General features: G+C 49.3%; 9 protein-coding genes and 6 pseudogenes. 10 read left to right on the plus strand and 5 right to left on the minus strand.

Features of this window, described 5'->3' with window-relative positions; genetic code table 11:
- Window positions 1-534: 534 nt before the first annotated feature.
- Window positions 535-1,413, minus strand: a complete 879-nt coding sequence (yddG, locus tag QE396_RS05315) for an aromatic amino acid DMT transporter YddG (RefSeq protein WP_014170222.1) — start codon at window positions 1,411-1,413, stop codon at window positions 535-537.
- A 221-nt stretch (window positions 1,414-1,634) separates the two neighbouring features.
- On the opposite strand from yddG, the gene fdnG reads away from it, so the two are divergent.
- Genes fdnG through fdnI form a run of 3 tightly spaced genes read left to right on the plus strand, consistent with a single transcriptional unit; the run spans window position 1,635 to window position 6,224 of the window.
- The gene (gene fdnG, locus QE396_RS05320) at window positions 1,635-4,682 is read left to right on the plus strand and encodes a formate dehydrogenase-N subunit alpha (protein WP_155404423.1); all 3,048 of its coding nucleotides are present in this window, start codon (window positions 1,635-1,637) and stop codon (window positions 4,680-4,682) included.
- A gap of 11 nt (window positions 4,683-4,693) precedes the next feature.
- Window positions 4,694-5,578 carry a formate dehydrogenase subunit beta gene (gene fdxH, locus QE396_RS05325; protein ID WP_014170219.1) on the plus strand — a complete coding sequence of 295 codons (885 nt, stop codon included), beginning with the start codon at window positions 4,694-4,696 and terminating at the stop codon, window positions 5,576-5,578.
- Entirely contained in the window at window positions 5,571-6,224 is a 654-nt protein-coding gene (gene fdnI / locus QE396_RS05330; RefSeq protein WP_020884059.1) for a formate dehydrogenase-N subunit gamma, read from the plus strand. The genes fdxH and fdnI overlap by 8 nt, the downstream gene beginning before the upstream one ends.
- Window positions 6,225-6,267: 43 nt before the next feature.
- On the opposite strand, the pseudogene ppk2 reads toward fdnI, so the two are convergent.
- The 3 genes and pseudogenes from ppk2 to QE396_RS05345 form a co-directional block, all read right to left on the minus strand.
- Window positions 6,268-7,085, minus strand: a pseudogene (gene ppk2, locus QE396_RS05335) (polyphosphate kinase 2).
- 367 nt (window positions 7,086-7,452) lie between these two features.
- A complete protein-coding gene (locus tag QE396_RS05340; RefSeq protein WP_020884062.1) occupies window positions 7,453-7,989 on the minus strand; it encodes a hypothetical protein in 537 nt (178 codons plus the stop codon).
- Between the two features lie 25 nt (window positions 7,990-8,014).
- A pseudogene (locus QE396_RS05345) lies at window positions 8,015-8,714 on the minus strand (XRE family transcriptional regulator).
- A 173-nt stretch (window positions 8,715-8,887) separates the two neighbouring features.
- On the opposite strand from QE396_RS05345, the gene QE396_RS05350 reads away from it, so the two are divergent.
- The 4 genes and pseudogenes from QE396_RS05350 (at window position 8,888) to QE396_RS05365 (ending at window position 11,191) form a co-directional block, all read left to right on the plus strand.
- Window positions 8,888-9,094, plus strand: a complete 207-nt coding sequence (locus tag QE396_RS05350) for a YdaS family helix-turn-helix protein (RefSeq protein ID WP_032670460.1) — start codon at window positions 8,888-8,890, stop codon at window positions 9,092-9,094.
- Between the two features lie 77 nt (window positions 9,095-9,171).
- Window positions 9,172-9,647 (plus strand): annotated as a pseudogene (locus tag QE396_RS05355) (toxin YdaT family protein).
- Window positions 9,648-9,820: 173 nt separating this feature from the next.
- A pseudogene (locus tag QE396_RS05360) lies at window positions 9,821-9,976 on the plus strand (replication protein P); the annotation flags it as partial.
- 117 nt (window positions 9,977-10,093) lie between these two features.
- Window positions 10,094-11,191: an acyltransferase gene (locus tag QE396_RS05365; protein ID WP_020884066.1), complete on the plus strand. Its 1,098-nt coding sequence runs from the start codon at window positions 10,094-10,096 to the stop codon at window positions 11,189-11,191.
- A gap of 412 nt (window positions 11,192-11,603) precedes the next feature.
- Here the strand turns inward: QE396_RS05365 and QE396_RS05370 are convergent, their stop codons facing one another.
- Complete coding sequence (locus tag QE396_RS05370; protein ID WP_020884067.1) at window positions 11,604-12,617, minus strand: acyltransferase; 1,014 nt, start codon at window positions 12,615-12,617, stop codon at window positions 11,604-11,606.
- A 137-nt stretch (window positions 12,618-12,754) separates the two neighbouring features.
- Here QE396_RS05370 and QE396_RS05375 point away from each other — a divergent pair, with 137 nt between their 5' ends.
- The 3 genes and pseudogenes from QE396_RS05375 to QE396_RS05385 all read left to right on the plus strand — a co-directional run bounded on the left by QE396_RS05375 (window position 12,755) and on the right by QE396_RS05385 (window position 14,911).
- A complete protein-coding gene (locus QE396_RS05375; RefSeq protein ID WP_050583618.1) occupies window positions 12,755-13,063 on the plus strand; it encodes a hypothetical protein in 309 nt (102 codons plus the stop codon).
- Window positions 13,064-13,242: 179 nt separating this feature from the next.
- Window positions 13,243-13,658 (plus strand): annotated as a pseudogene (gene umuD / locus QE396_RS05380) (translesion error-prone DNA polymerase V autoproteolytic subunit).
- A gap of 2 nt (window positions 13,659-13,660) precedes the next feature.
- Window positions 13,661-14,911, plus strand: a pseudogene (locus QE396_RS05385) (Y-family DNA polymerase).
- Window positions 14,912-14,938: the final 27 nt, after the last annotated feature.

Consider the following 14,938-nt stretch of genomic DNA (forward strand, 5'->3'; position numbering starts at 1 on the left):
TCTTGTAGTAGGGTTTCAATAATAAGTTTCAAAATATTAGCAATAATTTCAATTAGTGTGATCCGGATCGGATAAATTGCGGCTGCAACGAATGAGATGGTGGTGATTTGTGCATTTTTTGATGAATTATTCAACAAAACCATTGGCCTCAATATAGTTTTCAGCCGTTTTAGTTTCTTTTGTTAATTGTCGGTATTTTCTGTCTTTTTACGCGTTTGATATAAATGTCAGTTGTTTAAAGTCAGTGGGTTAACTATTTCATTATACGGGATAATCGTTGTTGGACATGAAACACACAGAAACACACTATTGCACTTTGTGCTATATACATTGTTAATATTCGCAAGGGATTAATAACGTAACGGTGTCAAGTTATGTCAATAAAAGACGACGGAGATTTACGAAAGGGCGGTAATATAAACAGAATCTAAACGGCTTTTCTAACGCGCCGATCATTATTTTGACGCGCGATCACATATTAAATTTATGTTAATTTCCGCCGGGCGATTATGGACCCGGCAGAAGATAGCGATATTATTTTCGCGTGGCGTACCAGCACAACAATGACCCGGCACAAACCATTAATGCGCCTTGCCAGAAAGAAAACGAGAGGGGGGAATTCAGCAATACGGCAGCGAGTGCTGCTGAGAGTACAGGCGTGAAATAGGATACCGCTGCGAGGACCGTGACGTTGCCATGAAGAATACCGATATTCCATGCCGCATAGCCAAACCCCAGTGCGACGCTGCACATGATGAGCTTTACGACCACCGGGAGAGTAAACACCATTTGCGGCTGTTCGCTGAACGCATATTTCACCCACAGACTGAGCGCGGTGAGCAGCACGAAAAGCGTTATCCCGTTTTGCCCGTTGGCAAACTTACTGGTGACGGTGCAGTATGCCGCCCAGATAAAAGCCCCGGCGAACGCCAGCGCGTAGCTGAGCGGGCTTGAGATGACATTACGCATGATGTCATCAAGATGTAGCCCTTGCTCTCCGCCTAATACCCAACAGACGCCCAACAATGAGACGGCTAAGCCCGGGATCACCCACAGGGTGGACCGTTGGCCGTTAAATAAAATGGCAAACACTATCGTCAGGCTTGGCCAGAGATAATTGACCATTCCCACTTCGATAGCCTGGGAGCGCGTTGCGGCATAGCCTAACGACAGGGCGAGGCAAATTTCATAGCTGACAAACAGCACGCTGCCGGCAATAAGATACCGGGGTGAAAACCGTCTGATATCAGGAAATCCTACCGTCACCAGGCACAGTAATCCGCTGAGGGTGTATATCATTGCGGCGCCTCCCACCGGTCCCAGCCCCTCACTGACGCTACGAATGAGGCCAACCATGGTGCTCCACAACAGTATCGCCGCCAGTCCCGTGAGCGTTGCTCTCTTTCTGTCCATAACCCTGCCACCGCTATAAAAATCAAAGGAAAAATTTATAGCATTAATCCTCCTGCCATCGCGAATTATTCTCTTAAGTCTTTAATCAAAAAGAGGTATTTAAATTCCGTGGGGGTGACTATTAAGGGGGTGAAGACAAGTGACCTTGATTTGACGCAAAAAAATCAGGGGCTTTACTGCTAGTTTGCGGCGCGAAGTCTTATATGAAAACGAGGACAACAATGGACGTCAGCCGCAGACAATTTTTTAAAATCTGCGCGGGCGGTATGGCCGGAACAACAGCCGCAATGCTGGGATTTGCACCCAAAATGGCGCTGGCTCAGGCACGCAACTATAAACTGCTGCGCGCGAAAGAGATCCGTAACACCTGCACATACTGTTCCGTAGGTTGTGGGCTTTTAATGTATAGCCTGGGCGATGGCGCGAAGAACGCCAAAGAAGCGATTTATCATATTGAAGGGGACCCGGATCATCCGGTGAGCCGTGGCGCACTTTGTCCGAAAGGGGCGGGTCTGCTGGATTATGTCCACAGCGAAAACCGTCTGCGCTATCCGGAATACCGTGCGCCAGGATCTGACAAATGGCAGCGTATCTCCTGGGATGAGGCGTTTTCCCGAATCGCAAAACTGATGAAAGCTGACCGCGACGCCAACTTTATCGAAAAGAACGCGCAGGGCTTTACGGTGAACCGCTGGCTGTCGACCGGCATGCTGTGCGCGTCCGCGGCAAGTAATGAAACCGGCATGCTGACGCAAAAATTTGTGCGCTCCCTCGGCATGCTGGCGGTAGATAACCAGGCGCGCGTCTGACACGGACCAACGGTAGCAAGTCTTGCTCCAACATTTGGTCGCGGTGCGATGACCAACCACTGGGTTGATATTAAAAACGCCAACGTCGTGATGGTGATGGGCGGTAATGCCGCTGAAGCCCATCCGGTGGGTTTCCGCTGGGCGATGGAAGCGAAAAACAATAACGATGCGACGCTGATCGTTGTCGATCCGCGCTTTACGCGTACGGCATCGGTGGCGGATATCTATGCGCCTATTCGCTCCGGTACGGACATTACGTTCCTCTCGGGCGTTCTGCTGTACCTGATTGAAAACAATAAAATTAACGCTGAATACGTTAAGCATTACACCAATGCCAGCCTCCTGGTACGGGATGATTTTGCCTTTGAAGAGGGGTTGTTCAGCGGTTATGACGCGGAAAAACGGCAGTACGATAAATCGTCCTGGAACTACCAGTTCGATGAAAACGGCTACGCCAGACGCGATGAGACCCTGAACCATCCGCGCTGCGTATGGAATTTGCTGAAACAGCATGTTTCCCGCTATACGCCGGACGTCGTGGAGAATATCTGCGGTACGCCAAAAGCAGATTTCCTCAAGGTGTGTGATGTACTGGCCTCTACCAGCGCCGCCGACAGAACCACGACGTTCCTGTATGCGCTCGGCTGGACGCAGCATACCGTCGGTGCGCAAAACATCCGCACCATGGCAATGATTCAGCTGTTGCTCGGAAACATGGGGATGGCCGGCGGTGGCGTGAACGCCCTGCGCGGACACTCCAACATTCAGGGCTTGACCGATCTGGGCCTGCTGTCGACCAGCCTGTCAGGCTATCTGACGCTGCCGTCTGAAAAGCAGACTGATTTGCACAGCTATCTGGCGGCCAACACGCCAAAAGCAACGCGTGCCGATCAGGTGAACTACTGGAGTAACTATCCGAAGTTCTTCGTCAGCCTGATGAAGTCGTTCTATGGCGATGCCGCGCAGAAGGAAAACGACTGGGGCTTCGAGTGGTTGCCGAAATGGGACCAGGCCTACGACGTCATTAAGTATTTCAACATGATGGATAAGGGCAACGTTACGGGCTACATCTGCCAGGGCTTTAACCCGGTGGCGTCTTTCCCGGACAAAAACAAGGTCGTTCGCAGCCTGAGCAAACTGAAATACATGGTGGTTATCGATCCGCTGGTGACCGAGACCTCCAACTTCTGGCAGAACCACGGCGAGATGAACGACGTCGATCCTGCATCGATTCAGACCGAAGTGTTCCGCCTGCCGTCCACCTGTTTTGCAGAAGAAGACGGGTCGATTGCCAACTCCGGCCGCTGGCTGCAGTGGCACTGGAAAGGCCAGGATGCACCGGGTGAAGCGCGTAACGACGGCGAAATCCTGGCCGGGATTTACCATCGTCTGCGTGAAATGTATCGCACCGAAGGGGGGAAAGGCGCTGAACCGCTGCTGAGGATGAGCTGGAATTACAAACAGCCGGACCATCCTGAATCCGAAGAGGTCGCCAAAGAGAATAACGGCGTTGCGCTGGCGGATCTGTATGACGCGAACGGCACGCTGCTGGCGAAGAAAGGCCAATTGCTCAACAGCTTCGCGCTGCTGCGGGATGACGGCACGACCGCGTCGTCATGCTGGATCTACACCGGCTGCTGGACGGAACAGGGTAACCAGATGGCGAACCGCGATAACGCTGACCCGTCAGGGCTGGGCAATACGCTGGGCTGGGCGTGGGCATGGCCACTGAACCGTCGCGTGCTGTACAACCGTGCTTCTGCGGATATCAACGGCAAACCGTGGGATCCGAAACGGATGCTGATCGAATGGAACGGCAGCAAATGGACGGGTAACGATATTCCGGACTTCAGCACCGCCGCACCGGGCACTGAGACCGGGCCGTTTATCATGCAGCCGGAAGGGCTGGGACGTCTGTTTGCCCTCGATAAGCTGGCGGAGGGGCCATTCCCGGAACACTACGAGCCAATGGAAACGCCGCTCGGTACCAACCCGCTGCACCCGAACGTCATATCCAGTCCGGTGGTGCGTATCTATGAAGAGGACGTCCTGCGTTTAGGCAAGAAGGACAGGTTCCCGTATGTCGGGACTACCTACCGCCTGACCGAGCATTTCCATACCTGGACCAAGCATGCACGGCTTAACGCCATTGCCCAGCCGGAACAGTTTGTGGAGATCAGCGAAACGCTGGCGAAAGCGAAGGGTATTGCCAACGGTGACCGCGTGAAGGTGAGCAGCAAGCGCGGCTTTATTCGCGCGGTTGCGGTGGTAACGCGTCGTCTGCAGGCACTGAACGTGCATGGTCAGCAGGTGGAAACCGTCGGTATTCCGCTGCACTGGGGCTTTGAAGGGGGGGCGCAAAAAGGCTACCTCGCCAATACCCTGACGCCAAACGTCGGCGATTCCAACTCGCAAACGCCGGAGTACAAAGCGTTTCTGGTCAACATCGAGAAAGCGTAAGGAGCGAATACATGGCAATGGAAACACAGGACATTATTAAACGCTCCGCGACCAACTCCATCACCCCCGCGCCTCGTGCGCGGGATGATAAGGCAGAAGTCGCCAAGCTTATCGATGTCACTTCCTGCGTAGGCTGTAAAGCCTGCCAGGTGGCCTGCTCGGAGTGGAACGATATCCGCGATGAAGTGGGACACTGCGTCGGGGTTTACGATAATCCGGCGGACCTGAGTGCCAAATCATGGACGGTGATGCGTTTTAGCGAAACCGATCAGAACGGCAAGCTGGAGTGGCTGATCCGTAAAGACGGTTGTATGCACTGCGAAGATCCGGGATGCCTGAAGGCCTGTCCGTCAGCCGGGGCCATCGTCCAGTACGCCAACGGGATTGTCGATTTCCAGCAGGATAACTGCATCGGTTGCGGCTACTGCATTGCGGGCTGTCCGTTTAATATTCCGCGCCTCAGTAAAGAGGATAACCGGGTCTACAAATGCACCCTGTGTGTCGATCGCGTGAGCGTCGGGCAGGAGCCTGCCTGCGTGAAAACCTGCCCGACCGGGGCTATCCACTTCGGGACTAAAAGAGAGATGCTGGAGGTAGCCCAGCAGCGCGTGGACAAACTGAAAGCGCGCGGTTACGCCAGTGCGGGCATTTATAACCCGCAGGGTGTGGGGGGAACGCACGTGATGTATGTTCTGCACCATAACGACCAGCCGGAGTTGTACCACAATCTGCCGAAAGATCCTGCGATCGATACCTCGATCAACCTGTGGAAAGGGGCGCTCAAACCGCTCTCTGCGGCGGGCTTTATCGCTACTTTCGCCGGGTTGATTTATCACTACATCGGTATCGGACCCAACAAAGAGGTGGATGACGACGAGGAGGAACCTCATGAGTAAGTCATGGATTGTGCGCACGAAGTTTGTCGACCGCGCCTGTCACTGGACGGTAGTGATCTGCTTCTTCCTGGTGGCGGTCTCGGGGATCTCCTTCTTCTTCCCGACGCTGCAGTGGCTGACGGAAACCTTCGGGACGCCACAGATGGGGCGTATCTTGCATCCGTTCTTCGGCGTGCTGATTTTCGTGGTGCTGATGTTTATGTTTGCGCGCTTCGTACATCACAATATTCCGGATAAGCATGACATTCCATGGCTGAAGGGGATTATTGAGGTTCTGAAGGGCAATGAGCATAAGGTTGCGAAGGTCGGGAAATACAACGCCGGGCAGAAGATGATGTTCTGGACCATCATGAGCATGATTTTTGTTCTGCTGGTCACCGGCGTCATTATCTGGCGGCCGTACTTTGCGCACTACTTCCCCATTCAGGTGATTCGCTACGCGCTGCTCATTCACGCGACGTCAGCCATTATTCTGATCCACGCCATCCTGATCCACATGTATATGGCCTTTTGGGTCAAAGGGTCGATTAAAGGCATGATTGAAGGGAAAGTGAGCCGCCGCTGGGCGCAGAAACACCACCCGCGCTGGTACCGTGACGTTGAGCGGCTGGAAGCGAAACAGGACAGTACGAAAGGGATGCCGTAAGTCCCGCGCTCGCGGGTCAGCGAATGACCCGCGAACGCTTCAGTCAAAAACGCTCTTCAACATACCGGAACGGGTATTGGGTCGGCTTCACTTTACCAATCTTACGCTTCGGCAAACTCACCGCTTCGATGTGAATGGCTTTGTACGGGATTTGCGCCAGCAGGTGCGAAATAATGTTCAGGCGCACGCGTTTTTTATCTTCCGAACGGGCGACAAACCACGGCGCCCAGGCGGTGTCGGTGGCAGCAAACATCGCATCTCGCGCCACGGTATATTCATCCCATAGATTGAAAGACTTAATGTCCATTGGCGATAATTTCCAGGTCTTTCGCCCGTCGTTAATACGATCGCGCAGACGAAGCTCCTGTTCTTTCGGCGTGACCTCCAGCCAGTATTTGAGCAGGATGATCCCGGCATCCACCATTGCTTTTTCCATCACCGGCGTGCCATCAAGAAACTTCTCGACCTGCTCCGGTGTGCAGAATCCCATCACCCGTTCAACGCCCGCACGGTTGTACCAGCTGCGGTCAAAAATGACAATTTCGCCGGCGGCTGGCAGGTGGGGAACATAGCGCTGAAAATAGAGCTGGGTCTTCTCTTTTTCCGTCGGGGCGGGGAGCGCAACAACCCGGAAGATGCGTGGGCTAACGCGTTCAGTGATGGCTTTAATGGTTCCGCCTTTACCGGCACCGTCGGCCCTTCAAAGACAATGCAGACCTTTAATCCCTTTGCGACGACCCACTGCTGGAGTTTAACCAGTTCAACGTGGAGGCGACGAAGTTCTTTTTCATACTCTTTCGTTTTTAACGGCTCATGCTTTATGACATCAACTGCGACACTGGTTTTCTTCTTGCTTCCCATGATTGTCATCCTCAGGTTGTCCGGCGCGGGAAAAAGCGGGGCCGCACTATGAAGTGTAATCCACCTGATATTATTGGTAATGTTTTTAGGTAATTAATTTCACAACACTTTTTTAAGCAGATACTTAGCTTTGGGGCATCCTGGGGGCATAGCAGTCGGCATCCGGGAATTGAGCATATCCGCCTGATCGATATTCATATCCCCGATCATTTGTTTGCAAAAGTACTTGAGCACCCCTATAAATTTCGCGGAGAAGGTCAAGTTCATATGCTTCTTTGATTTTTTTTTGATAGATGTTGGCTTTAAAACACGTGGGAAAGAGGGGGCGGGGTAGCGGCAATAAAAAACCCGCCGAAGCGGGTAGATGTTATTCTGATTCCGGGTTTATGAACGGGTTTGAGTATCCATTCAAATCGAATGTGAACTGACGAACACCCGATTGATAAAAATCTGCCTCGATAATAAGCTTTTTATGTTTCGCTATGTCATCAAGAAATTCTTTTGGTTTTTCTAAGTAAATAATATCGGTACTGCCATTATTTGGCTTAAGGGTTTTGTACTTTTGTATTTTCTCGTTATCAAATTTTACAGTGATATGGCAGCCATCACTTAGAGGGCAATTGAATTGACCTTTAGTTATAATCAGGATTGCTTTATCAAGCTCAATATTGTCAGGGTTTTCACCCTCTTTAAGTTCAACTCTTGGAGAGCGCAAAACCATAGCTAACCATGATCCGCCTTGATATGGCGGCATTAAATCAACAGGGCGTTGTGATTCAGTCTGTATTATCTTTTCTGTTGTACCGCGCATCTCATCTTTTGCATAGGTTAGCACCCATCTGGCAGACATTGCCTGTGAAGAAATCAATGCTGTGCTTAAAAGCGCAAACTTCAACCATTTCATAATATCAATCTTTCCGTAATAATATTTAAGCAAATCTTTTATAGTCGACCGACTGTCTAAGCAGCACTTTAGCCATTACGTAAAACGTATCTTCGTCTTCAGGTTCAACGTACCACTTTTCATAAATCGGGTTATCTGATATTACAGCCAGACGGTCGCGTTGCATCTGCAGGCGTTTCACTTGCAGTGTTTTCCCGAAGACAAAGACATACACTCCATCACCATCAAAATGAGTTACGCTGGTATCAACGAAGATTTGATCGCCAGGCGAAATGGTTCCGTCCATACTGTCACCATTAACTGTAATGACTTTGACGTGTGCAGCTGGTCGGTTTCCGAACAAAGCGCGCGCCTGCTCAGTTGTGTATTCAATAACCCGGATAGTTTCAATGAAATGACTGGTGACAATGCTTCCTGGCCCAGCGCTACCTATAAAGTCGAGTATATCCACGCGGTAAACCCCAGTCAAACACGGCTTAATCTGGTATAGCGCTGTCGTTTCTCTTGCGCCATCGGAAGCCATTTCCCCTTGGCCAGTAGACAGCACTCCGGACGCACACCCAGAACAGAGGCGATCTCAACGGTTTTACGCGAACCGTTTGCGTCATTAAGTAGCTTATTAACGCTTTAACGCTGGATTGAGCCATGCCTACATCTTTGGCTAAGCGGCCCTGTGTATAACCGGCATGTTTCATTGCCTGCGCCAGGCGCTCTGAGAATCCCATATTCACCTCTGTAAATAACTCCTTTAACTCTATCGCTCAAGCGATTATTTAGCAAAAAAAATCGTCTATACGATTTAAATTCGCTAAGGTGATGATCGTAATTGTTTTAAGTTGATAGCTGAGGTGATTATGGAGCCTCAACAGTAGAGAAAAACTCCGCAGTAGAGAAAGCGATTGCCATCGCTGGCAGCCAGAAAGAACTGGCTAAACGTTGCGGTAAAGCCCAGTGCACGATCTGCGACTGGCTTAACGGAAAGAAACGCATCTCCCCGATCTACATTTCAGAGCTGGTAAACGCAGTAGGAGGTGAAATCCAGGCATACGAATTTCGCCCGGATCTGCCATTCATCTTCCCACATCCTGACAACCATGCAGCTTAACGGCAGCGATAACCACGAAAGGGAAAGCAATGCATTTACTTGCGTATTAACAAGGTAACAAATTTTCGCCAACGGCGATGATTTGCCAGAATCGCTGGGAGCCTGATTCCACGGCGTTAAACATCAATGGGATCCGCGCAGCTGTTCGCCGCAGCCGTGAGTTTGTCGCTGCGCAGATAGTTTAAGAGTGGCGAGCAACCGGTGGTACCGGGCTTGATATCCCGACTGACTCGCATCGTCAGATGCAGAAAGTGTTTCGCTGGATTGATGGCGATACCGAGTACGCCGCCAACAACATTCGCCAGCTGGCTCCGGCAATCATGTCCGTCCTACCGCTGGAGTATCGCACGCGCCTGGTGCCTAAGAACGACACGGTGTCTCTGATCGCTTCAGCAATGAAAGAGTGTGCCCAGACCAAGCAATGCTGCTGGACGCTCCAGAGCACCAGATGCTGAAAGAGGTAAGCGAGGGTATAGCGTCGCTGTTCTGCCTCATGCCGGAGCAGGTAGGGCCGTTGATAACGATGGTCACGTCGATGCAGGGGCTTATGTGAGAACTACAGAAATAGCGAAAGCCGGCCTGCACGAACAGAACCGACTTTCAGACGAAAATCGTTTGGATTCTGTGCAGGAGTATGTATGCATCTCGAAAGGTTAGCTAAGCAAGCTGATGTGTTGAAGACAATGGATATTCCAGGGCATTTCAGGATGTAGGGTTGGGTATACATCCTCTCTGAACGAATTCCGCTGTCAGTTGCTGCTGACGTTTCAGGAGAACGGGATCCACTCAATGGCTCAGGTCGATGCCGGTATGCGCATTTCCTGCCGCCAGGAACGACCATCCCTGCCATCGCCAGGTCAGATCGTCGCCTGGTGCAACCAGCGGTAAGGGGCTGGATCGTGAAATTGCTGAGTGAATTATCCTGAAAAACCACAAGTTTAAAATTTACTGTCACACCGTAATTTGCTACTTTTCGCGCATAAAACCTGAGGGGAAGACATGCGTATCCAATCAATAGACTACTTACGTGGCGCTATGTCACTTAGTATTGTTTTTTATCATTTTTTTTATCAGTTCACTGATTGGGGGGTGACAGATTCTGGCACTCTGTTGGGACGCTTGGGAATTTACGCCGTGTCTGCATTTTATATCATTAGCGGCATGGCTCTTTATCTCGCGCATCATCGCGACAAATGGTGTGCTGGTCAGTATCTGAAGTTTCTCGTCAGACGATTTTTTAGGTTGGCCCCAACCTATTGGGTTGCGCTTATCTTCGCTACCGCATTCGGTGTGCTCTTTGTAAACGGCTTCTTTATAGATGTCTGGAAGTACGCACAAAATGTACTTTTGATCTTTGGAATCACGAACCCAACGGAATACATAATCATGGGGGGATGGTCTATAGGAAACGAAGTCGTATTTTACCTGCTGTTTCCGGTGTTTATTCTTGCTACAAAATGGGTGTCGTCACTTGTACTTATGGGGGGGCTATTAATAGTAACTCTCATCCATAGCGCCTTCTTTTTCCTGGATTCTCATCAAACCCTCGCCAGACAGTGGGCAGACTATATCAATCCGCTGAACCAAATTTACTTTTTTATCGCAGGAGTGATACTGGCTAAACTCCTGCTCCCCTATGTGGGTAAACGAAAAGGACTGTTGTTTTTGGCAGTTATGGGGTTAGCAGTTGTCTTTACGCTTTATCCTGTAACAGGTAACCAGATAAATATTGTCACGGGTATTAACAAGCTGGTGTTTGTTTTACTTACGGTACTGTTGTGCGCCGTTGTTTTTTTGATCGGCGATCTGCTGTCGGTGAGATATGTTCATGCTGTGCTGAAGTTTTTAGGCGATGTGTCCTACCCCTTGTATCTTCTGCATGGCGTATCTTTTGCGTATTTCCAAAAATTTATTTTTTATAGGGGAATGTCAGATTCAACACTTTTCGCCTACGCTTCTGTCCTCCTGATGATACTGCTAATTCTGTCGTGGTTTTGTCATGTCTGTGTAGAAAAACCAGCAATACGGGTTAGCCAGTATATGAAAATTAACGGGAGTGCCGATGGCTTGATACAAGGGAACAGAAGACGGTCATGAGGCGACAACAAGTTTACAACTGCGATATTCTGATACGCGAAGTCCACTGGATGTAATTTTTTTACACAGGTTGAAACGCCGCTGCGATGCCATTGATCTCACGGAAATGGGCTCATTTCTCGCGCGCCGCCATGCTTCAGGGGTGAGCAGGTCACTGAAGACGTAACTCTTTCGAGCAGGCTGATACAGTTTCAGGAAACAAGCGATGGAGCAGTGGTTAACCCGACCTATTACTACACCTTCACATTTGATGGTCTTATAGTAAGGTGCTAAGAAAAATACGTTTGAAAGGTTCAACCAACGTAACCCCAGCAGCTGGCAGCGTGATGATGTTTTCTTATACGTCTGAGGGGGCTTTGGCGAGAAGTGTCCCGAAATTTCTAATTAAGAAAGCGCCCCATTGGGGCGCCTATTAAAACATTCTTTTCACAAATGGAATTTTTGAACCGAAGTAAGAAAATATGCAGGATGTGAAAAACACTATAAGTGTAGTTATAAGTATGTAGTATTCCGTTGGGTTAACATCTCCACCTATATGGAATTCTTTCGCTAAAGGCAATATGAACAAGGTGTGTATGCAGTAAACCCCTAAAGCAAAAGAAGAAAACATATTGGCAATCTTAACTATAATGGCATTATTCAATTCAATGGAAATAAAGAAATAAAATAATGCTATCGCACCTATAACTACAAAAGGTGATAGGTAACTATAGAACGTCCCGTTAGGCTTGCCAGAGCTATAACTAAATTGTTTTGTTAGGTATATGGTAAGCAAGCTTAATAGTATGTATAAAAACAGTGCTGCAACAGCCGCGAAATTATCCCTTTCAGGTTGATTATCTTTTATCCACGCACCAATGAAAAAGAAGCCTATATATCCATATATAGTTGTTAGCTGAAATAATCCTGTACTAACAGTCATTCCAAAGGTTGAGTTAACTATAGGAATTACAGAAGATGCCACAAACCAAATGCAAATAAAAATCAACCTTTCTTTCGCGCTACTATTGTTATATATTTTTGATATGAAAGGAGTGAATAAATAAAGCCCGAACATGGCATATAGAAACCAAAGATGTGCAGACGCTGGGCGGTTAAATAACTCTGTTGCGTTGTAAAGCGGAATCCCTACATACAGATAATTATATAAATAGAAAACACCACTCCAGAAAACAAGAGGAGGGATTATTTTTGTAAATCTCTTCTTGTAGAAGGCTGTAGCGGATTCCTCTCTTGTGATAAGGAAATAACCAGAGATCATGAAGAAGATTGGGACGCAAACACGTGAGAATGAATTATAAAAATTAGAAACGTCCCATTCTTCTTTACCGAGTTTTGGGAAGTTAACAGCGGATACATGGATGAGCATCACCATAAAGCTTGCAACTATCTTTAGTAAATTAATGTTTGGACTATTTTTATCCATTTTTTGAGTCGCTCATCATCAAATAAGTAAAATTTCAATGTTTTCGTGTACATAGAGTTTAACACCTGACATCAACTAGATCGACCCTCACATTTAGCGATGCTGTGTATAAACACAGCTATTTTTGTGAGGTGTCTATGTTACGCGCAGCAGAAATGCACGCCGCCTTTTTAGCGGTCATAAAGCCATTCATTCCTCCTTCTGCAAACATCGTTGAAACGCCGGAAGGGTATGATGTAATTGATAACTCGACGCTGTTTAAGCGCGGAGACACACTGCTCATTTGGTTTTGCGGCCGCCAGCAGCACGCCTATTGGGCTGGTGACGCGCTCATTACTGATGATGGTCAGGCAATAGAAAGTGATGCAGTAGATGACGTTCGTGTTGTTGGTGTTGTTACGCACATCATCCATTCGGTTTCCTCAGACGAAAATCCCTTCATGTAGTATTCAAAATGAGCAATCAGCGAATTTCCTTCTGAAATTTACAAGCACCAAAATCCCAATAGCGTTACAGGTTTAGAAACGAAGCGGCTATGAAGTAGCCAGCCAAAGACGAATGCCCATCTTGATCAGTACCCCAGATAAAACAACTGTGTATAAAAAAAGTTCTGGAGGTAGGCATTATGGAATTCTACAGACCGGCAGAGTTACGCGAAATTATTGCAATCCCGCTTTTCAGCGACTTAGTGCAATGTGGCTTTCCTGGCTCGGTAGCAGCCTACGTCGAATAGCGCATTGATCTCAATGAGTTACTTGTTTCCCACTCCAGCTCAACATATTTCGTCAAAGCCGCCGGCGACTCGATGATTGAGGCCGGGATCAGCGTCGGCAATCTGCTGGTGGTGGATAGCTCGCGAACTGCTGAGAATGGGGATATCGTTATCGCCGCGGTAGATGGGGTACAGTGAAGCGCCTGCAGCTATGCCCGACATTCCAGCTCATACCGATGAACAGCGCTTACTCGGCGATAATTGTCGGCAGCGAGGACACGCTCGATGTGTTCGGCGTCGTGACTTTCATCGCCAAATCGGCGAGCTGAACATGTTTGCGCTCTGTGATGTGAATTCGTTCTACGCATCATGCGAGACGGTGTTAAGGCCAGATCTGAGAGGGTGCCCGGTTGTCGTTCTCCCGAATAGCTATGGCTGTGTAATCGCAAGTAGCACCGAGGCCAAGGCCGCAGGAATTACAATGGGGGAGCCGTTCTTCAAGCAAAAGGAGTTGTTCCGCCGTGCCGGTGTTGTTTGCTTCAGTAGCAACTATGAGCTTTATGCGGATATGTCGAACCGGGTAATGACGACACTGGAGGAAATAAACCCCCGTGTCGAAATTTACAGCATTGACGAAGCTTTTTGCGACCTGACAGGCGTCAGGAATTGCCAGGACCTGACGGAGTTCGGCAAAGAGATCCGCGCGACAGTTCTGAAGCGTACACATCTGACTGTAGGGGTTGGCATCGCGCAGACTAAAACTCTCGCTAAGCTGGTAAACCTCGCAGCCAAGAAATGGCCGCGCCAGACTGGTGGGGTGGTTGATTTGTCTAACATCGACCGTCAGCGTCGATTGTTGGCTATCGTACCTGTAGAGGATGTGTGGGGTGCCGGCAGGCGTATTAGCAAGAAGCTCAATGCCATGGGAATCAAGACGGCTCTGGACCTCTCAGAGCAAAGCACATGGATTATCCGCAAACACTTCAACGTGGTCCTCGAGCGAACAGTCCGGGAGTTGCGTGGCGAACAGAGTTTGCCCTGCAACCCAGAAAATCGTCTGCAGCCGGTCGTTTGGCGAACGCGTTACCGACTATGAGCAGATGCGCCAGGCTACTTGCTCCTATGCCGCCCGCGGCGCTGAAAAGCTCCGCAGTGAGTACCAATATTGCCGCTTTATCTCAGCATTCGTGAAGACCTCTCCCTTTGCGCTTAACGGGCCATATTACGGCAATAGCGCCTCAATGAAGTTGCTCACACCAACGCAGGATAGCCGCGACATTATCAAAGCCGCGGTAAAGTGCCTGGACAAAATTTGGCAGGATGGGCACCGATACCAGAAAGCCGTCATTATGCTCGGCGATTTCTTCAGCCAGGGCGTGGCGCAGCTCAATTTATTCGACGAGAATGCGCCGCGGGCAGGTAGCGAGAGGTTGATGGAGATACTCGATCACCTGAATGCGAAAGATGGAAAAGGAACACTCCATTTTGCTGGGCAGGGCGTTCAGCAGCAGTGGCAGATGAAGCGTAAAATGCTTTCTCCGCGGTATACGACCGCTTCCAAGATTTATTAATTGTTAAATAAACCCAGGACATTATTGTCAAAATATAG

The sequence above is a fragment of the Enterobacter sp. SORGH_AS_0287 genome (assembly GCF_031453695.1).
GTDB lineage: Bacteria > Pseudomonadota > Gammaproteobacteria > Enterobacterales > Enterobacteriaceae > Enterobacter > Enterobacter ludwigii.